This window comes from Bradyrhizobium yuanmingense (assembly GCF_900094575.1).
GTDB lineage: Bacteria > Pseudomonadota > Alphaproteobacteria > Rhizobiales > Xanthobacteraceae > Bradyrhizobium > Bradyrhizobium yuanmingense.
The window spans coordinates 44,096-62,734 of sequence record NZ_FMAE01000003.1; the positions used below are offsets into that span (position 1 = coordinate 44,096).

Genomic DNA, 18,639 nt, shown 5'->3' on the forward strand with positions numbered 1-18,639 from the left:
CTTCAAAACCTCTCCACCCAGGGCCGCAGCTCCAGCTCCCAGCTCCAGGCGCTGCGCGGCTGCTGCAGCACGTTCCAATAGCTCTGTGCGATCGCGTCGGGATCGAGCATCGAATCCGGCTTATCCGCCGGGTCGGGCCGCGCCGCGCTCCTGATGCCGCCGTCGATGACGAAATGCGCGACATGGATGCCCTGCGGCGACAATTCGCGCGCCATGCTCTGCGCAAGGCCCCGCAGCGCGAACTTGCCCATCGCGAAGGGAGCGGACTGCGCATAGCCCTTGACACTGGCGGAGGCGCCGGTGAACAGGATCGCGCCGTGCTGGTTCGGCAGCATGCGCTTGGCCGCCTGCTGCGCCACCAGGAAGCCGCCATAGGCGCTGACCGCAATCGCCTGCGCGACGTCGGCGGGCACGAGGTCGACGAACGGCCCGCGCGTGCGGCCGCTGGCGTTGTAGACAACGAGATCGGGCGTACCGATCTCGCGCTCGACCAGTCCGAACAGCCGCTCCACCTCGTCGGGCTCGGTGGCGTTGCAGGCATAGGCCTTGGCCCCGGTTTCGGTGCAGAGCGCGCCAAGCTTCTCGATCTTGCGAGCGGCGAGCGCGACGCGGATGCCCTGCGCCGCTAGCAGGCGCGCTAGCGATGCGCTGAGGCCTTCGCCGACACCGACGATGAGGGCGATCTTGTATTTCGGATGTTCCATGGCGTGATCTCTCGGAAGTAGGAGCCGCTGATCTATGCATGGTCCGCGCGGACAACCAGCCGGCGCGGTCACAATTCCGCAGGGCGAGTTGCTCCCTCGCGGCGATCATGCCGCCCTGACATTTTGCGGCTTTATCGCTGTCCGCGACTGGAGCATGATCGACATCATCCAAAGCGGCAAGCGCAAAGAATTGCCGTCGGACGGAAACGAAGAGGACGAACATGCCAAGACCGGTTAAAGCGCAGCCAGAAGATATCGCGGCCGCACCCTCCGGCCTGCTGGCGCCCGATACGTCGGGGATGAATTTCTACCGCGCCGATCCCGCGCTCACGGACCTGCTGCGCATCCATCTGCCGGAGAATCTGTTCCGCCACATCGAGCCGCATCTCGACCGCCTCGGTGAGCTCGCCGGCGGCCATCTCGACGAATGCGCGCGGCTTGCCGACCGCCACACGCCCATCCTGCACCAGCGCGACAAGTTCGGCCGCGACGTGCAATGGATCGAATATCACCCGGCCTATCGCGAGCTCGAGAACGCCGCATTCGGCGAGTTCGGCATCCACGCGCTGTCGATCGCTAAGGGCATCATGGGCTGGCCGGACAAATACCCCGTTGTCGCCAAGCACGCCTTCACCTTCCTGTTCAACCAGACCGAATTCGGCATGGGCTGCCCGATCAACGTCACCGACGGCTGCGCCAAGCTGTTGGCGAATTTCGGCAGCGAGGCGCTGAAGGCGAAATATCTGGATGGCCTGACCTCGACCGACATGAGCAAGCTGACCCAAGGCGGCCAGTTCATGACCGAGAAGGAAGGCGGCTCCGACGTCGGCACGCTGACCACGCGCGCCGTGCAGGAGGGCGACCATTGGCGCCTCTATGGCGAGAAATGGTTCTGCTCGAATGCCGATGCGAAAGTCGTGATGCTGCTGGCGCGGCCCGAAGGCGCCGGCCCCGGCACGCGCGGCGTCGGCCTGTTCCTGATGCCGCGTTTCCTCGACGACGGCACGCAGAACCATTACCGGATCGTGCGCCTCAAGGACAAGCTCGGCACGCGCTCGATGGCCTCGGGCGAGATCAAGCTCGAAGGCGCGATCGCCTACGCCGTCGGCAAGCTCGACCGTGGTTTCGTGCAGATGGCCGAGATGGTGAACTCCTCGCGGCTCTCCAACGGTGTCAAGTCCACCGCGCTGATGCGCCGCGCCTATCACGATGCGATGACGGTGGCGACCAACCGCGTCGTGTTCGGCCAGCGCACCATCGATCTGCCGCTGGGACGGCGGCAGATGCTGAAGATCATGCTGCCGGTGGAGCAGGGCCTGTCGATGAGCTTCCTCACTGCTGATGCCCTCGACCGTGCCGAGGCCGGCAGCCAGGATGCCGCGGCGCTGCTGCGCATTCTCACCCCGACGCTGAAGTTCCGCGCCACGCGCGATGCGCGCAAGGTTTGCGGCGATGCGCTCGAGATGCGCGGCGGCATCGGCTATATCGAGGAATTCGCCACCGCCCGCCTGTTGCGCGATGCGCATCTCGGCTCGGTCTGGGAAGGCACCGGCAACATCGTCGCGATCGATGCGCTCCGCCGCGCGGTAGGCCGCCACGGCGCGGAATCCGCGCTCGCGGCCGATCTGCACGCCCGGCTCGACGACAGCGCCTCGGTGCCGCAGGCCTGGCGCGACAATTTGCGTGGCCTCACCGACCGCGCCGTCGGCTTCGCACGTGAAGTCGCGGCCAAGTCCGAGAACGAAGCCGATGCGCGCCGCGCCACCAGCGCGCTCTATCACGTCGCCAGCGCAGTCGCGTTCGCCTGGGAAGCACACCGCATTCACGAGATGCGCGGCGATGCACGCCGGCTGCTGCTGTCGCGCCTCGTGATCGACCACCGCGTGACGCCGAGCGATCCGTTCCGGCTCACGGAAAATGCCGCGCAGGCGAAGATGGCCGAACTGCTGCTCGGCGATCGCGCAGCCGGCATGAGCGAGGTTGGCGAACTGGTTCTGGCGGCGTAGGCTGCGCGCTGCGATCAAACAAAAAACGCGACAGGGAGTGTTCGATGAAGGCCGCCGTCCTCTATGAAGTCAACCAGCCGCTCATCATCGAGGACATCAGCCTGCCGAAGCCGGGACCGCGCGAGGTGCTCATCCGCACCGCCGTCGCCGGCCTCTGCCACTCCGACCTGCATTTCATGGAAGGGCTCTATCCGCATCCGCTGCCGGCGGTGCTCGGGCACGAATCCGCCGGCGTGGTGGAGCAGGTCGGCTCCGATGTCACCTATGTGAAGCCCGGCGACCACGTCGTCACATGTCTCTCCGTCTTCTGCGGCACCTGCGACAACTGCACCACCGGCCGCACCGTGCTCTGCACCGACGCGACGGTGAAGATGCTGCCGGGCGTCTCCAACCGGATGCAATGGTCGAAGCCGGAGAAGCTGCACCAGTTCCTCAATCTCTCCTCCTTCGCCGAGCAGATGCTGGTGCACGAGAATGCCATCGTGAAGATCCGCAAGGACATGCCGCTCGATCTCGCCGCGCTGATCGGCTGCGGCGTCATCACCGGCTATGGAGCGGTGGTGAACACCGCGAAAGTGACGGCCGGCGAGACCGTGGCCGTGATCGGCTGCGGCGGCGTCGGCATGGCCGCGATCAACGGCGCGCAGATCGCCGGCGCCGGCCGCATCATCGCCATCGACACCAATCCCGCAAAACTCCAGCTCGCGACCAAGCTGGGCGCGACTGACATCATCAACCCGGCCGAGGGCGATGTCGTGAAGCAGGTCCGCGACCTCACCAATGGCGGCGTGCATCATTCCTTCGAGGTGCTCGGCCGCAAGGAGACGGCCGAGCAGGCTTTTGCCATGCTCGCCTCCGGCGGCACCGCCACCATCGTCGGCATGATCCCGTTCGGCCAGAAGATCGAGCTGCACGGCTTCGACTTCCTGCGCGAGCGCAAGATCCAGGGCTCTTCGATGGGCTCGAACCATTTCCGCGTCGACATGCCGCGCCTGGTCGATTTCTATTTGCGCGGCCGGCTGCATCTGGAAGATTGGATCTCGGCCAAGCTGAAGCTCTCCGAGATCAACGAGGGTTTTGCCAACATGAAGGCAGGCAAGACGCTGCGCAGCGTGATCGTGTTCGATAGCTAGCGGCCGTTACGGTGTCATCGCCCGGTCAAGCCGGGCATGACAGTTCGTAGCCCGGATGGAGCGAAGCGCAATCCGGGATCTTTGTCGCGGATCGGCTGTCCCGGATTTCGCTTCGCTCCATCCGGGCTACAGGACTTCGAAGCATCAATCATCGAACATCTTCGGCGGCACGAAGCCGCCGAACTCGCGCTCGATCAGCTCGGCGAGCTTGAGCGGCGTCCTGTCCTCGAGGAAGGGACCGACGATCTGCACACCGACAGGCAGACCGTGTTTCGACAGGCCGAGCGGAACGGCCGTTGCCGGCAGGCCCGGAAGCGTTGCGATGCCCGGCCAGGCGAGCTGGTCGGAATAGGGGTAATCCTTGCCGTCGATGCTGATCGTTCGCAGGCGTTGTTCCGGCGAATGATCGTGCGGAAAGGCCGGCGTCGGCATGATCGGGCAGATCACCGCGTCGAAGCTCTTGAACAACGCGCGCCATTGCGCGCGCAGGACGGCGCGGGTTCCTGCGTCGAGCACCCAGGCGCGGTGGCTCGCGGTGATGCCGCGCAGTCGCTCCGCGCCGAGGCTGCGATCTTCCGGCGAGAGCTGACTCGCCCGTGCCTGCGCATCCGCCAACTCGTCGGGAGGCAAGAACGCGCCGAGGAAGCCCAGCAGCATGCGCATGTAAAGCCGCGACGTCTCCGCAAAGTCCGGGAGCAGCGCGCTCTCCCCTGCGACGGCGACGCCGGCCTTCGCAAGATCGGCCGCGAGCTTGTCGATCGCGGCGCGGACATCCCGGTCGCTCGGCAGCAGGGGATGGCTGTCGATCACCAGGACACGAAAATCCCGCAGCGACTGATGCCGCGCGGCCGGCAAATCGAGCTTGTAGGCGATACCGGAATCGAGCGGATCGGGCCCCGCCATGACGTCGAGCAGCAAGGACAGATCCGCCGCATTGCGCGCCATCGGCCCGATGACGGCGAGGTCGCCCTCGCGCGGAATGGCTGGAAACGGCGGCGGGGTCTCGCCGCGCGCCGCGCAGAGATTGAGGGTCGGCTTGTGCGCGAACACGCCGCAATGAAATGCCGGCACACGCAGGGAGCCACCGATGTCCGAGCCGGTGGCGAGCGCGCAATAGCCTGCGGCGAGGGCTGCCGCCGATCCCCCGGACGAACCGCCCGGCGTGCGGCCGAGATCGTAGGGGTTGTTGGTGGTGCCATAGATGTCGTTGTAACTCTGCCAGTCGCCGAGGCCGACCGGCACGTTGGTCTTACCGAGGATCACGCCGCCGGCCTGCTTGATGCGGGTCACCGCCAGCGCGTCTTCCACGGGCTTGAAGCCCTTCTGCGGCACGAATCCCCAGGTCGTCGGCAGGCCTGCGATGTTGAAGGATTCCTTGATCGTCGTGGGCAGGCCGAGCAGCGGCTTGTGCTCGCCGCGCGCCAGCGCCGCATCCGCCTCGCGCGCCGCAACGAGCGCGCGATCGAAATCGCGCACGCACACCGCGTTGATCCTGCCGTCGTGCCGTTCGATACGCGCGATCGCGTCCTGCGTCAGCTCGACCGCCGCGACCTTCTTCGCGCGCAACGCGGCCGACAATTCGACCGCACTCCTGAAACTCCATTCCGATCCGGCCACGGCGCTTCTCCCGCTCTGATTGCTCGAAGATGATGCGCAGTCTGGCCGAATCTCGCAACGGCTGTTTGATGGAGATTGTGGTTCCCGGTCAAATCAGGCCGCGCCCGCCTTGGCGAGGAAGTCGAGCAACAACCTGCTCACCGCGGCCGGCTGCTCCTGCTGGACCCAATGGCCGGCGCCGTCGACGAGATGGCAACCGAGCATCTTCGTGCACGCGCTGCGCTGCATCGTCTCGAATACGCCGGGCCGTTGATAGGTGCCCCAATCCTGCTTGCCCGAAATGAAGCAGGAGGGCACGTCGATGCTGCGGCCGGCAAACAATTGCATCTCGTTGTTGAGCATGCCCGACGTGCCGTAGCGGTACCATTGCAGCCCGCCCTGAAATCCGGTGCGGCTGTATTCGGTGCTGTAATAGGCGAGCTCGTGGTCCGGCAGCCATTGATTGGCGGCAATCGCGGCCGGCGAGGGCATTTCCTTCGCGACCGTCTCGGCCATGGTCTCGTGCAAGTCCATCACGTAATAGGTTGGCAGCTTCGCCAGCTCCTGTGCCGACCATGCCTGTAGCGGATAAGGCTTGTTGTCGGTCCAGTCCGCGCTCTTGTGATGATAATAGGCGCGCAGGAAATCATGCACGCCTTGCGGTGCATGCTGCATGTCGGCATTGGCTTCGCGTGTCGAATAATACCATTGATAGTGCTTGCGTGGCCGCGGCAGCGCGGCGAGCTCGCGATGCACCGGGTCCTCCACCGCGGGCTTTGCCGGTTTGTCGACCGTGCCGAACGGCAGCGCCGGCGGTCCGCCGAATGGCGCGCTCATCATCGTCACCGAACGAAACACGTCGGGCCGGATCAAGGCGCACCAGGCTGCGACCGGGCTGCCAAAATCATGTCCGACCACATCGACCTGCCTGTAGCCGAACGCCGACACCAGGGCGAGCGCATCGCGCACGAGATTGAGAAGCGAGAACGGCGCGAGAGGGCCGTCGTAGTCCGCGCTCCAGCCCGTGGTGCGTCCGTAGCCGCGCTGGTCCGGTGCGATCACGTGGTAGCCGGCCGCGCCCAGCGTCGGCATCACCTTGCGCCAGGAGAAGGCGAGCTCGGGAAAGCCGTGCAGCAGCAGGATGCAGGGCCGTCCCTTGGTCTCGAAACCGGCCTCCAGCACATGCATCCGCAAGCCGTTGATGCCCTCGACGGTGCGCGAGCGGATGCCGGCGGGCAGGGGAATGTCGGGGAGTGCGGTCATGGTATTCTCCACACGGGCAGTATCGTAGGGTGGGTTAGCCCCGGGGATTGCGCGAAGCGCAAGCCGCGCGGCGTAACCCACCTCTTTATTCTCCGCGGAGGCAGAAGTGGTGGGTTACGCTCGGCGTCTGCGCTTCGCGCAGCCGCAGAGCTAACCCACCCTACGACAGCCAGACTAAACCGCCACACATTCGAACGCGTTGCCCTTGCTCCTGATCTTCCCGACCGACGGCGAGGGGAAATGCGCGGTGCAGCACAGCGTGTCGGTGTCGCAATAGCGTTCCAGGAAGCTGCGGCGCGTTTTCGCGGCTTCGGCCGGATCGACGTCGAACTTGATCGACAGCTCCGGATAGAGCGTCTGCAGCGGTGAGTGCATGAGATCGCCCGAGAACACCGCATCGTCCTTGCCGCGGCCCATCGTGATGGCGATATGGCCCGGCGTATGGCCAGGTGTCGGCAGGATGCGGACGTGGTCGCCGATCTCGTGGTCGTTGCCGACGAGCTCGTGCCTGTTGGCCTCGACCACCGGCAACACGCTGTCGACGAAGGGCGGGATCTCCGTCTTCTCGTTCTGCGCGGACCAGTGATCGAATTCCTGCTTGGCGAACAAATAGCGCGCCTTGGGGAAGGTCGGCACCCAGCGGCCGTTCTCAAGCCGCGTATTCCAGCCGACGTGATCGACATGCAGATGCGTGCACATCACGAAGTCGATGTCGTCGACCGAAAACCCCGCGGCGCCGAGGCCGCGCAAATAGGTGTCGTCGGTCTTCATGTTCCATTTCGGCCGCGGCCGCGGCTTGTCGTTGCCGATGCAGCTGTCGACCAGGATGGTGTGGTGCGGCGTCTTCACCACGTAGGACTGGAAGCACAGCAGCAGCACGTCCTCATCGTCCAGTGCCTTCGCCTCGCGCATCCAAGCCCGGTTCTCGGCCAGCACCTCGGCCGTCAGCCCCGGCAGCATCTCCAGCGCCGGGACGAACGAGGTCTCCTGCTCGATGATGCGATGGATGGTGAGATCGCCGACCGAGAATCTGAGGCTCATGAGGACTCCCGAGACTTATGCCGCTGGCGGCACCGAGATCTTGACGGAGGGCCGCTCCAGCATCTTCTGGTGGAATGCGTCGAGCTTCGGAAAGGCCTTACGCCAGCCGCAATCGGCGAAGCGGAAGTCGGCATAGCCGAGCACGCAAACGAGGCCGATCTGCGAGATGTCGAACGGGCCGTTCAGCACGTCAGGCATGTTCTCGAAGCGCGCCATGCCGGTCCAGGCCCTGTTCCAGTGGTCGTCCGACCAGGCCTGCCATTGCAGGCCCTGCGGCCGGACCATCTTCTCGTAACGGCACAGCAGCATTGAATCGAGCATGCCGTTGATCAGCGAGTGATTGGTCTTGGCTTTCCAGCGCCGCGGGCCGTAATCCGGGATCAGGCTGCCGCCGGCGATCTCGTTGAGATATTCGACGATGACATAGGAATCCAGGATCACGTCGCCGTCATTGGTGATCAGCACCGGCAGCTTCTTCAGCGGCGTGATCTTCGAATAATCCTCGTTGGCGGTGCCCGGCGTGACGCTCGCGGGCACGAGCTCGATCTTGTCGATCAGCCCGAGCTCGATCGCAGCGATGCGCACCTTGCGGGCAAAGGGCGAGGCGGGGGAGAAGGTGAGCTTCATGGAGAGTATCCCACAAATGAACGTTTTGTTTCGTCATTGCGAGGAGCGAAGCGACGAAGCAATCCAGAGTGTTGCCGCGGAGGGATTCTGGATTGCTTCGCTTCGCTCGCAATGACGGCGAGAGGGCGGAGGCTTACGCCGCCACGATCTCCTGGCGCTGCTCGCCGAGGCCTTCGATGCCGAGCGTGACGACGTCGCCGACATTGAGGAAGGTCGGCGGCTTCATGCCGAGGCCGACGCCGGGCGGCGTGCCCGTGGTGATGACGTCGCCGGGCAGGAGCGTCATGAACTGCGAGACGTAGGAGATGCACTTCGCCATTGAGAAGATCATGGTCTTGGTCGAGCCGGTCTGTCGGCGCTGGCCGTTGACGTCGAGCCACATCGACAGGTTCTGCACGTCCTTGATCTCGTCCTTGGTGGCGAGCCACGGCCCGAGCGGGCCGAACGTGTCGTGCGACTTGCCCTTGGTCCACTGGCCCAGGCGCTCGATCTGGAAGGCGCGCTCGGAGACGTCGTTGCAGACGCAATAGCCGGCGACGTGGTTCAGCGCGTCGGCTTCCGAGACGTATTTGGCTCGGGTGCCGATGATGGCGGCGATCTCGACCTCCCAGTCGAGCTTGGTCGAGCCGCGCGGCTTCTCGACGGGATCATTCGGGCCCGACAGCGAGGTATTGGCCTTCATGAAGATGATCGGCTCGCTCGGAATCTCGGCGCCGGTCTCCTTGGCATGGTCGGAATAGTTGAGGCCGATCGCGACGAATTTCGAGATACCGGTGACGGGGGCGCCGAACCGGGGCTTGCCGGAGACGGCGGGCAGCGAGGCGGGATCGAGCGCGGCCAGCTTCTTCAGGGATTCAGGCGAATAGGCCTCGCCGGTGAGGTCCTTCAGATGCGCCGACAGGTCGCGCAACTGGCCGGATCTGTCGATCAGGCCGGGCTTTTCCGCACCCTTCTCGCCATAACGAACAAGCTTCATTCTCGTTTCTCCCTGGGAATGGACCGATCGGTTAACTGCTTCATGGAACAGGGCGGCTGGAAATTCAACCGCCCAAAACGGGCATCACCCCAGCGCCACGAACCTGAATGCGTCGCCGTCTCGCTTGATATGTCCGGCGGAATAATGACCGCCGATCACCAGTGTGGGTGTGTCGGCAAAGCGCGAGAACACCGCATGCCGGCTTGCCGCCGAACGCGCGGGATCAGTATCCACAGTCGAGCACCAGTCGAGATGGGCCATCTGGCAGGGATGATGGGCAACGTCGCCGGTCAGAAGCGCCTGCTCGCCGTCGGACTCGATCAGGACGCTCATGTGCCCCGGGCTGTGACCGGGAGTTGGGATCATTTCGATCTCCTCGCAAAGCCGATGGTCACTCGGAACCAGATCGGCCTGGCCGGCATCGACCACTGGCTTCACGGAGTCGTTGAACACCGCGACCTTGTCCGGCTCGGCCGTGTAATCACGCCAATGATCATATTCGGTCCTGCCGAAAACATAGCGCGCCTTCGGGAACGTCGGCACCCATCGGCCGTCAACCAGCCGCGTATTCCAGCCGACATGGTCGACGTGAAGATGCGTGCACAGCACGGTGTCGATGCTGTCAGGCGGAAACCCCGCCGCGGTCATGGTCTCCAAGAACGGCGTGCTGCGGTTGTTCCAGGTGGGGACGCCGCGGCCTTGCTTGTCGTTGCCGAGGCCGGTGTCCACCACGATCCGGCGCGTCGGCGTCTCCACCACCAGCGAGTGGATCGACATTTTCAGCCGGCCTTCGTCGGTGGCGAAATGCGGGATCAGCCAGGGCAGCTTCTGGATCTCGTCATGGGTGGCTGCCGGCAGGATGAAGCGGGTCGAGCCGACCGTCTCCATTTCGACGAATTTCGTGATCCTGACCTTGCCGACCTTCCACTGCATCCGCCGCCTCCCATTTTCTTGCTCTTGCGCTGGAACATGCACGTTTTCTGCCATCGGGCGCAATGGATCATCTGAGGTGATGTGGCGTTATCGCGGGGAACTGGATGCTAGCCGAAGAGGACGCCATGCCAGAGCTTGCGATTTCCGCGGAAAAGGTCGCCTTTATCATCGAGAAGGCGCGCGAATTCGACGTCAAGGAGGGGGCTTCTGATCCGGACTCCGGCTCGAACGCGGCCGACGACGATATGATGGACGTCCTCGACGACGATGGCTCCGATCCTGTCGTCCAGGAGCTCGGAAGCTTCATGATCGCCTTGAACGAGGACGAGCAGCTCGATCTCGTCGCGCTGACCTGGCTCGGACGCGGCGATGGCACGATCGATGACTGGGACGATCTGCGCGCCCGCGCGTCGGAGGCGCGCCGTGAATATGGCAGCCCACGCCGCGAAACGGTGCACTATCTGCTCGGCGAGCCCATGCTGGGCGATCTGCTCGCGAACGGGCTCGACGAATTCGGCATCGACTGGACCGATGAGCGCACCACCGCCGATTCCTCCGCTCCGAGCCAGCAGGATGAGGACGAGCCGACCAAGCAGCGGTGATGATTTTACCTCGCCCCGCTTGCGGGGAGAGGTGGGCGCGAAGCGCCGGGTGAGGGGGAGTCTCCGCGAGTCCGACTGTCACCGTGCTTGCGGAGAGAGCCCCTCACCCCAACCCTCTCCCCCGTAAGAACGGGGCGAGGGAGTACATCTGCAAACGCGACTACAGCGTCCCCGGGAACGCGCCACCATCCAGCAGAATGTTCTGTCCGGTGATGAAGCCGGCCTTGGCGCCGCACAGGAAGGCGCAGGCATAGCCGAATTCGTCGGGCTGACCGAAGCGCCCCGCCGGGTTGAGCTTGGCGCGCTCGGCCAGGATCTGCTGCGGTGTGACACCGCGCTTGTCGGCTTCGCCCTTCGCGGTGCTGGTCAGGCGATCGGTCTCGAACGGGCCCGGCAGCAAGCCGTTGATGGTGACGTTGTTGATCACCGTCTTGCGCGACAGGCCGGCGATGAAGCCGGTGAGGCCGGCGCGCGCGCCATTGGAGAGGCCGAGAATGTCGATCGGCGCCTTCACCGCGGCCGAAGTGATGTTGACGATGCGGCCGAACTTGCGCGCCATCATGCCGTCCACGGTCGCCTTGATCAGCTCGATCGGGGTCAGCATGTTGGCGTCGATCGCCTTGATCCAGTCGTCGCGGGTCCAGTTGCGGAAATCGCCGGGCGGCGGGCCGCCGGCATTGTTGATCAGGATGTCGGGCTCGGGGCAGGCCTTCAGCACCGCCTCCCGGCCCGCCGGCGTCGTGATGTCGCCGACGATCTCGGTGACCGTCACGTCGGGATAGACCTTGCGGATCTCGTCGGCGGTCTTCTTCAGCGCATCAGCGCCGCGCGCGGTCAGCGTGACGTCAACGCCGGCCTCCGCCAGCGAGAAGGCGCAGGCGCGCCCGAGGCCCTTGCTGGATGCACAGACGATGGCGCGGCGACCTTTGATCCCAAGATCCACTGTTTCACTCCCGTAAATGTCAGGCAGGTTTTGGACGGCGGCTACATTAGCCAACTGTGATGCCGCTGATAAGGGATCGGCCCGCACCAAAATGCATGCGCCTCGCGGCTAGCGATGCAAATGCGCCAGATCAGATCCGCCGCTCCTGCTTGAGGCGGTCGATCGCGGCGGCAGCCTCCGGCGGCAGGGACTTGAAGCCCATCTGGCCCGCGGTCGAGAACAGCGGCCGCAGATGCGAGCCGGCGAGGAAGGGCGGCTGGCGGTTCGTCGGCACGATCTGATCGAACACCAGCACCAAGGTGGTGGCGACGAGGCCGACCCTGACGGCGCCGAGCGCCGCGCCGCCGAGCCGGTCGCCGAGGCCGGCCTCGCCGATCGTGTCGTTCAGCGCGATGCGGCCGATATGGCCGAACAGCATGCCGACGACCACGAAGATGGCGAAGAACCAGATCCAGTTCTGCAGCAGCGGCGAGTTCGGATTGCCGGCGATCTGCGGTGCGATCAGCGGCATCAGCGCCACCGCGATCGGGGCGGCGAGCAGATAGGCGAGGATGGTCATGGCGCTGCGTAGCAGCCCGGTCCTGAACCCCAAGCCGACCGCGACTGCCAGCGCGGCATAGACGGCGAGATCGAAACTGTTCATGCGCGAAAGCCCTGCCTCGACGGAACGAATGAACGCCGAGCCGATCATTCCGGTTTCAGATCGCTAAAATCGTCTGTATTGGTGGCCTCAAGCTTAAGGGAACCGCGCAAGGAACGCGTCATGTCAGACCTATTCGACGTCAGTAAAGAAACCATCCTCGTCACGGGTGCGAGCCAGGGGCTCGGCCGGCAATTTGCCCGGGTGCTGGCGGCGCATGGTGCGGCCGTGGCGCTCGCTGCGCGGCAGACCGACAAATTGAAGGGCCTGGAAGAGGAGATCCGCGGCAAGGGTGGTCGCGCCGCTGCGGTCGCGCTCGACGTCACCGACACTGCCTCGATCGCCAAGGCGGTCGATGCCGCTGAGGCCGCGCTGGGCCCCGTCACCGTGCTGATCAACAATGCCGGCATCGCCATCGAGAAGCTCGCGACCGAGCAGACCGAGGCGGATTGGGACGCCGTGATCGGTGCCAATCTCAAAGGCGCCTATTTCCTCGCAACCGAAGTGGCGCGGCGCATGATCGCGCGCAAGCAGCCGGGCAACATCGTCAATATCGCCTCCGTGCTCGGCACCGGCGTCTTGAAGGCGCTCTCGCCTTACGCGATCTCCAAGGCCGGCATCATCCAGGCGACGAAAGCGATGGCGCTCGAGCTCGCTGGCCAGAACATCCGCATCAACGCGCTTGCGCCCGGCTATATCGATACCGAGATGAACCACGCCTTCTGGTCGACGCCGGCAGGCGAGCGCCTCGCCAAGCGCATCCCGCAACGCCGCGTAGGCGCCGAATCCGATCTCGACGGCGCTATCCTGCTGCTGGCGTCGAATGCCTCGCGCTACATGACGGGCAGCGTGGTGACCGTGGACGGCGGGTTTTTGCTGAGCTGAGCGCGGATACGACCCCTCTATCCGCGTCGTCATTGCGAGCGTAGCGAAGCAATCCAGAATCCCACCGCGGAAAGACTCTGGATTGCTTCGCTGCGCTCGCAATGACGGAAAACGACTTAGCGCATCTCTCCACGGATCATATCCGCCGCCTTCTCCCCGATCATGATGGTCGGCGCATTGGTGTTGCCGCCGACCATCGTCGGCATGATCGAGGCGTCGACGACGCGCAATCCTCCGATGCCATGCACCTTCAACGCCGGATCGACCACGGCCATCGCGTCGGTGCCCATCTTACAGGTGCCGACGGGGTGATAGACGGTGTCGACACGCGCGCGCAGAATGGCGCGGATGTCCTCGTCCGTCTTCACGTCGGATGTGAACATGTCCTTCTTCTGCAGCGCCCGCATCGCAGGCGTCTCCATCAGTCGCCGCGTCGTCTTGAAGCCGGCGACCATCGCCTCGAGATCCTCCGCCTCGCCCAGAAAGTTCGGGTCGATCAAGGGCGCTGCGAGGGGGTCGGCGCTCTTCAGCCAAATGCTGCCGCGGCTCTTCGGTCTGAGCAGACAGAAATGGCAGGAGAAGCCCGCCTCCTTGTGCTTCTTGCGGCCGTGGTCGTCGAGCATCGCGATGACGAAGTGGAGCTGGATATCAGGCACGTCGAGATCAGGCCGGGTTTTCAGAAAGCCGCCGCACTCGGCGAAATTCGTCGTCATCACGCCGCGCCGTTCGCGGCGATATCGCTGGATGCCGCGCAGCAGGGATGGCAGCCGACTGATCGAGGCGTGAACGAAGTGCGGATAATCGGAGGCATAGACGAACACGAAATCCGGATGGTCCTGCAGATTGCGCCCGACGCCCGGCAGGTGATGCACGACGCCGATGCCGTGCGCGGCAAGCGCGTCGCCGTCGCCGACGCCCGACAACATCAACAGCTGCGGCGACTGGAAGGCGCCGGCGGCGAGGATCACCTCGCGGCGGGCGCGCAGCTGCTTTGTCTGCTTGCCCTGCACATATTCGATGCCGACCGCGCGCCCCGATTCGAACAGGATCTTCGTTGCCTGCGCCCCGGTCTCGACCCGCAGATTGGCGCGCTTGCCCAGATGAGGAGCCACATAAGCGCGCGCCGCGCTCCAGCGCTCGCCGCCCCGCTGGGTCACCTGATAGCTGCCGAGTCCTTCATGGTCATCGGCATTGAAGTCCTCGCGGATGCGGAACTGCGCCTCGCGTGCGGCCTGATGGAAGACGTCATGGATCGGATTGTCCGAGCGCAGCCGGTTGACATGCAGCGGTCCGCCCTTGCCGTGATACTCGCCGTCGAAATCGGCGTTGTCTTCCGAGCGCTTGAAGTAGGGCAGCACGTCCGCATACGACCAGCCGGAATTGCCGAGCGCGGCCCAATGGTCGTAATCCCATTTGTGGCCGCGGATATAGACCATGGCGTTGATCGCCGAGGACCCACCGAGGCCCTTGCCGCGCGGCTGATAGCCGATGCGGCCGTTCAAGCCCTTCTGCGGCACCGTATCGAAGGCCCAATTGGCCGCGGCATAGGGCAACGCGAGCCCGAATGGCGTCGTGATCCGCCAGGTGTCGTTCCGTCCCCCCGCATCGAGCAGCGCGACGGATGTCCCTGGATCCTCCGACAGCCGCCCCGCAATGGTGCAGCCGCCCGAGCCCGCGCCCACGACGACGAAATCGAATGTGTCGGTCAATGTTATTTCCCCCGTTTACCGTCATTCTGGGGCGCGCGAAGCGCGAACCCGGAATCTCGAGGTTCGCTTCGCCTCCCGGAACGGCACCCCGGCGTTTTCGGCCTTAATCTTGTTGCCGCAGGCTGGCCGTTTGTGGAACTTCTGGCAAGAGCGCGCGGAACGGCGCGGAAACTCGTCCATTCCCCTGTCACAAAGTCGAAAAAAACGTTCCCGCAGCCCTTTCCAAAGGCAGCCCGCCTTGATACATACCCCCCGCACCCGACGGGCGTTGCCCAGGGGTCGCCTTCCAAGGAAGCCTTTGGGACGGAAGTGGAAAGCCAGCGCGACCAGCGCCGGCCTCAACCGACCGTCCCCAGGATTTAACCGAAGGCGCGCAAAGGTTTAACGCGGGGTGGAGCAGCCCGGTAGCTCGTCAGGCTCATAACCTGAAGGTCATAGGTTCAAATCCTATCCCCGCAACCAAATTCGGATTGACCGGATCCGAGACGACAACAGCCCGCTTGATGCGGGCCGTTTTTGTTTGGCGATGGGATCGCCGCGCTACCTCGCCGCGGTCTGCCAGGCGAGTAGCCGCTGCTCGACCAGTGACATCGCAATCGACGTCAAATATCCGGTCGCGCCGAGCAGGATGACGCCGGCGAAGAGGTCGGCGGACCGGAACGCGCGTGCCGAGAGCAGCACCCAGTGACCAAGGCCGTCGAGGCCGGCCAGGATCTCGCAGACCACCGAGAGGATCAGCGCGACGGTCAGGCTGAGCCGCATGCCCGCGAGGATATCCGGCAATGCCGAGGGCAGGGCGATCTTGGCGATGATTGCGGTGCGCGACATCTGCAGCGAGCGGGCGACCTCATAGAGCCGCGGCTCGACGGCGGCAAAGCCGTGAATGGTGGCGAGCATGATCGGCCAGATCGCGCCGAAGGCGATCACGAACAGCGCCATGCCTTGCGTCAGCCCGAGCATCGCGATCGCGACCGGGATGATCGCCGAGACCGGCAGGGGCCGCAAAAATTCCAGCGACGGCGCGACATAGGCGCGCATCATCCGGGACGAACCGATCAGCGCGCCAAGCGCAATGCCGGCGATCGAGGCGGCGAACCAGCCATAGGCCATGTGCTCCAGCGTGCCGATGAGCTTGCCCGCGAGATCGCCGCTGGAAAAGCCGCGCACCAAAGCGGCCCAGGCGCGGTCCGGACCGGGCAGGAACACCGGCGACACTAGCTTCAGATTGGCGACGAGTTGCCACGCCGCGATGAAGCCGGCTGCGACGAGGGCGCTTGCCAAACGCCAGAGGATCGCGGTGCGCTTCATGGATTGTCTCCGGCGAGCGCGGCGCGGCCGAACAGACGGCGCTGGGCGGCGATCAACAGCATGTTCAGCGCGTAGCCGATCGCGCCGATCCAGACGAGATAGGCGAGCATCAGGTCGGCGCGCAGGGCCTGCTGTGCCAGCATGATGCCGGCACCCAAGCCGATCGGGTTGATGGCGATCTCGACGGTGACCGCGACGATCAGGGCGATCCCGGCCGACAGGCGGAAGGCGACAAAGATCCGCGGCAGTGCGGCCGGGATCACGATCTTCGCGATCCGTTGCGGCGCGCTCAGCCGCAAGGCCCGCGACACTTCCATCAATCGCGGCTCGATGCTGCGCACTGCGCTGCGCGTCATGATCAGCATCGGCCAGACGCAGGCGAACGCCACGATCACGATCTCCATGCGATAGCCAAAGCCGAGCGCGATCAACGCAATCGGCAGCAGCGCAATTGAGGGAATCGGGCGGATCGCCTCGACCGTCACCTCCATTAGCCGATCGAGAGGACGCGAAATGCCGAAGGCGATGCCGAGCGCAAGCCCGATGGCGCTGCCGATGGCCAGACCCGCAAAGGCGGCGAACAGCGTGTCGCGGGTCGCGACCGGGATCGAGAGATCGGCGAGCGCGGTGGCCAGCGCTGCGAGGATTGCGCTCGGCGGGGCCAGGCTGTCGCTTTGCAGATGGGTGAGGCGCGCCCAGAGCTCAAAGGCCAGCATCAGCGCCAGCGGCAGCAGCAAGGGCTTCGCGCGGTCGAGGCTCAATGTTCGGTCGCCTTGATGAAGTCGAACAATTGTCGGCGCAGCCGCAGGAATTCCGGATGCTCGCGGGTGGCAAGCTGGTCGCGCGGACGCGGCAGGTCGACGTCGAGCTCGATCCCGATCCGGCCCGGATGCGGCAAGAGGCCGATGACGCGGTCGCCGAGATAGATCGCCTCGTCGAGATCGTGGGTGACGAAGATCACGGTGGTCTCGCTCGCCTGCGTCAGCGACAGGACCTCGTCCTGCAGACCCTGCCGCGTCATTGCATCCAGCGCACCGAACGGCTCGTCCATCAAGAGCGTGGTCGGCTCCTGCGCAAGGCAGCGCGCGATCTGCAGGCGTTGCTGCATGCCCCCGGACATTTCCGTCGGATATTTGTCAGCATGGCCGGGCAGTCCGACCTTCCGCAGCAGCGCCTCGATGCGCGCGCCGCGTTCGCGCGCCGGCACGCGCGAGGCTTCCAGCGCCAGCGAGATGTTTCCGGCCGCGGTCCGCCACGGCAACAGCGCCTTGCCGTAATCCTGGAACACGATCGCGACCTCGCGCCGCGGCTCGGTGATCTCTTCGCCCTCAAACGTCACCGCGCCGCTGGTGGGGCGATAGAGACCTGCGGCGAGCCGCAGCGCCGTGGTCTTGCCGCAGCCGGAGGCGCCGACGATGCAGAGGAATTCGCCCGGCCGCACCTGAAGATCGAGATTCTCGATGATGGTCTTGCCGCCGAGCCGCAGCGTCGCGGCATTGAACGCGATCAGCGGTTTCTGCCGCCGCGCGGCGCGCGCCTCAATGAGCCTTGCAACGACGCTCATGATTGCTCCCCGCCCGCCTGCGGATAGACGAAATCGATGGTCGAGTGCAGATGCGCCGCCAGCATTTTTTGCGCGGCGGCCACGTCGCGGGCGAGCACGAGGTCGGCGAGCATCTGGTGACTGCGGATGAATCTCTCGCCGCTGTCGATGGCGCCCATCATCACGCGGCGGTAGCGGTAGGCCTGGTCGTAGAGGTCGGAGTGGGCGGCCAGCATGCGCCGCGAGCCGCAGGCGGCGAGCAGCGCGGTGTGGAAGCCCTTGTGCAGCCGGTCGAACTCCGCCGCGCCCTCGCGGAATTCGTTGCCGGTGCGTTCGATGTGTCGGCGCATCTGGTGCAGCGCGCTGATGATGCCGGCCTCCCAGGCAGCATCGCCATGGAGGATGGCGAGCCTGACCGCCTCGATCTCGACCGCCGTCCGCATGCAGGTGATGTCGGCGAGATCTTCGCGACTGACCTCGGCGACGCGGAAGCCGCGCTGGCCGATGCCGACGATGAGGCCGCGCGACATCAACCGCGAAAGGCCTTCGCGCAGGGGCGTGGCGCCGATATCGTAACGTTGCACGAGGTCGAGGATGCCCAGCCGCGATCCCGGTGCGAGATCTCCCGCCAGGATGTCCTGCTCGATGAGGTTTGCGGCACGCTCGCTCAAGGTGCCGGCTTCCGTCGGCAGGCGTTCGAGAGTGCGCTCGGGAGCTGGCATCGTCGATA

General features: G+C 65.1%; 19 protein-coding genes and 1 tRNA gene. 6 read left to right on the forward strand and 14 right to left on the reverse strand.

What is annotated here, in order from left to right:
• Window positions 1-2 precede the first annotated feature (2 nt).
• Window positions 3-704 carry an SDR family oxidoreductase gene (locus GA0061099_RS09945; RefSeq protein ID WP_036020943.1) on the reverse strand — a complete coding sequence of 234 codons (702 nt, stop codon included), beginning with the start codon at window positions 702-704 and terminating at the stop codon, window positions 3-5.
• 34 nt (window positions 705-738) lie between these two features.
• Between GA0061099_RS09945 and GA0061099_RS09950 the strand changes: the two genes are divergently transcribed.
• From GA0061099_RS09950 to GA0061099_RS09960, 3 genes are read left to right on the forward strand one after another with little or no spacing between them, the layout of a single operon-like run.
• A complete protein-coding gene (locus tag GA0061099_RS09950; protein WP_036020947.1) occupies window positions 739-942 on the forward strand; it encodes a hypothetical protein in 204 nt (67 codons plus the stop codon).
• Window positions 926-2,710, forward strand: a complete 1,785-nt coding sequence (locus GA0061099_RS09955; RefSeq protein ID WP_036020949.1) for an acyl-CoA dehydrogenase family protein — start codon at window positions 926-928, stop codon at window positions 2,708-2,710. The genes GA0061099_RS09950 and GA0061099_RS09955 overlap by 17 nt, the downstream gene beginning before the upstream one ends.
• Before the next feature lie 44 nt (window positions 2,711-2,754).
• Window positions 2,755-3,843 carry a Zn-dependent alcohol dehydrogenase gene (locus GA0061099_RS09960; RefSeq protein ID WP_036020951.1) on the forward strand — a complete coding sequence of 363 codons (1,089 nt, stop codon included), beginning with the start codon at window positions 2,755-2,757 and terminating at the stop codon, window positions 3,841-3,843.
• A 144-nt stretch (window positions 3,844-3,987) separates the two neighbouring features.
• Here GA0061099_RS09960 and GA0061099_RS09965 read toward each other — a convergent pair whose 3' ends face one another.
• The 6 genes from GA0061099_RS09965 to GA0061099_RS09990 form a co-directional block, all read right to left on the reverse strand.
• Window positions 3,988-5,460 carry an amidase gene (locus GA0061099_RS09965; protein WP_036020954.1) on the reverse strand — a complete coding sequence of 491 codons (1,473 nt, stop codon included), beginning with the start codon at window positions 5,458-5,460 and terminating at the stop codon, window positions 3,988-3,990.
• A 93-nt stretch (window positions 5,461-5,553) separates the two neighbouring features.
• The gene (locus GA0061099_RS09970) at window positions 5,554-6,702 is read right to left on the reverse strand and encodes an alpha/beta hydrolase (RefSeq protein WP_036021095.1); all 1,149 of its coding nucleotides are present in this window, start codon (window positions 6,700-6,702) and stop codon (window positions 5,554-5,556) included.
• A 174-nt stretch (window positions 6,703-6,876) separates the two neighbouring features.
• Entirely contained in the window at window positions 6,877-7,743 is an 867-nt protein-coding gene (locus GA0061099_RS09975) for an MBL fold metallo-hydrolase (RefSeq protein ID WP_036020957.1), read from the reverse strand.
• Between the two features lie 15 nt (window positions 7,744-7,758).
• Complete coding sequence (locus GA0061099_RS09980) at window positions 7,759-8,370, reverse strand: glutathione S-transferase family protein (protein ID WP_036020960.1); 612 nt, start codon at window positions 8,368-8,370, stop codon at window positions 7,759-7,761.
• Window positions 8,371-8,503: 133 nt separating this feature from the next.
• A complete protein-coding gene (locus GA0061099_RS09985; RefSeq protein ID WP_035997147.1) occupies window positions 8,504-9,346 on the reverse strand; it encodes a fumarylacetoacetate hydrolase family protein in 843 nt (280 codons plus the stop codon).
• Window positions 9,347-9,430: 84 nt separating this feature from the next.
• Entirely contained in the window at window positions 9,431-10,279 is an 849-nt protein-coding gene (locus GA0061099_RS09990; RefSeq protein WP_036020963.1) for an MBL fold metallo-hydrolase, read from the reverse strand.
• A gap of 125 nt (window positions 10,280-10,404) precedes the next feature.
• Here GA0061099_RS09990 and GA0061099_RS09995 point away from each other — a divergent pair, with 125 nt between their 5' ends.
• Window positions 10,405-10,881, forward strand: a complete 477-nt coding sequence (locus tag GA0061099_RS09995) for a DUF3775 domain-containing protein (RefSeq protein ID WP_035997316.1) — start codon at window positions 10,405-10,407, stop codon at window positions 10,879-10,881.
• A gap of 160 nt (window positions 10,882-11,041) precedes the next feature.
• Here the strand turns inward: GA0061099_RS09995 and GA0061099_RS10000 are convergent, their stop codons facing one another.
• Both GA0061099_RS10000 and GA0061099_RS10005 read right to left on the reverse strand, forming a co-directional pair.
• Window positions 11,042-11,824, reverse strand: coding sequence for an SDR family oxidoreductase (locus tag GA0061099_RS10000; RefSeq protein WP_036020966.1), 783 nt, complete (start codon window positions 11,822-11,824; stop codon window positions 11,042-11,044).
• A gap of 130 nt (window positions 11,825-11,954) precedes the next feature.
• Complete coding sequence (locus GA0061099_RS10005) at window positions 11,955-12,467, reverse strand: CvpA family protein (protein ID WP_036021099.1); 513 nt, start codon at window positions 12,465-12,467, stop codon at window positions 11,955-11,957.
• Between the two features lie 120 nt (window positions 12,468-12,587).
• Between GA0061099_RS10005 and GA0061099_RS10010 the strand changes: the two genes are divergently transcribed.
• Window positions 12,588-13,349 carry an SDR family oxidoreductase gene (locus tag GA0061099_RS10010; RefSeq protein ID WP_036020969.1) on the forward strand — a complete coding sequence of 254 codons (762 nt, stop codon included), beginning with the start codon at window positions 12,588-12,590 and terminating at the stop codon, window positions 13,347-13,349.
• Between the two features lie 116 nt (window positions 13,350-13,465).
• Here the strand turns inward: GA0061099_RS10010 and GA0061099_RS10015 are convergent, their stop codons facing one another.
• Window positions 13,466-15,058 (reverse strand): GMC family oxidoreductase, encoded by a 1,593-nt coding sequence (locus GA0061099_RS10015; RefSeq protein ID WP_074447675.1) that lies wholly within the window; start codon window positions 15,056-15,058, stop codon window positions 13,466-13,468.
• Between the two features lie 385 nt (window positions 15,059-15,443).
• Here GA0061099_RS10015 and GA0061099_RS10020 point away from each other — a divergent pair.
• A tRNA-Met gene (locus GA0061099_RS10020) sits at window positions 15,444-15,520 on the forward strand.
• Between the two features lie 78 nt (window positions 15,521-15,598).
• On the opposite strand, the gene GA0061099_RS10025 is transcribed toward GA0061099_RS10020, so the two are convergent.
• Genes GA0061099_RS10025 through GA0061099_RS10040 form a run of 4 tightly spaced genes read right to left on the reverse strand, consistent with a single transcriptional unit; the run spans window position 15,599 to window position 18,631 of the window.
• Complete coding sequence (locus GA0061099_RS10025) at window positions 15,599-16,366, reverse strand: ABC transporter permease (protein ID WP_036020975.1); 768 nt, start codon at window positions 16,364-16,366, stop codon at window positions 15,599-15,601.
• Window positions 16,363-17,127 (reverse strand): ABC transporter permease, encoded by a 765-nt coding sequence (locus GA0061099_RS10030; protein ID WP_036020979.1) that lies wholly within the window; start codon window positions 17,125-17,127, stop codon window positions 16,363-16,365. The genes GA0061099_RS10025 and GA0061099_RS10030 overlap by 4 nt, the downstream gene beginning before the upstream one ends.
• Window positions 17,124-17,930, reverse strand: coding sequence for an ABC transporter ATP-binding protein (locus GA0061099_RS10035; protein WP_036020982.1), 807 nt, complete (start codon window positions 17,928-17,930; stop codon window positions 17,124-17,126). The genes GA0061099_RS10030 and GA0061099_RS10035 overlap by 4 nt, the downstream gene beginning before the upstream one ends.
• Window positions 17,927-18,631, reverse strand: a complete 705-nt coding sequence (locus tag GA0061099_RS10040) for a GntR family transcriptional regulator (RefSeq protein WP_036020984.1) — start codon at window positions 18,629-18,631, stop codon at window positions 17,927-17,929. The genes GA0061099_RS10035 and GA0061099_RS10040 overlap by 4 nt, the downstream gene beginning before the upstream one ends.
• Window positions 18,632-18,639 lie beyond the last annotated feature (8 nt).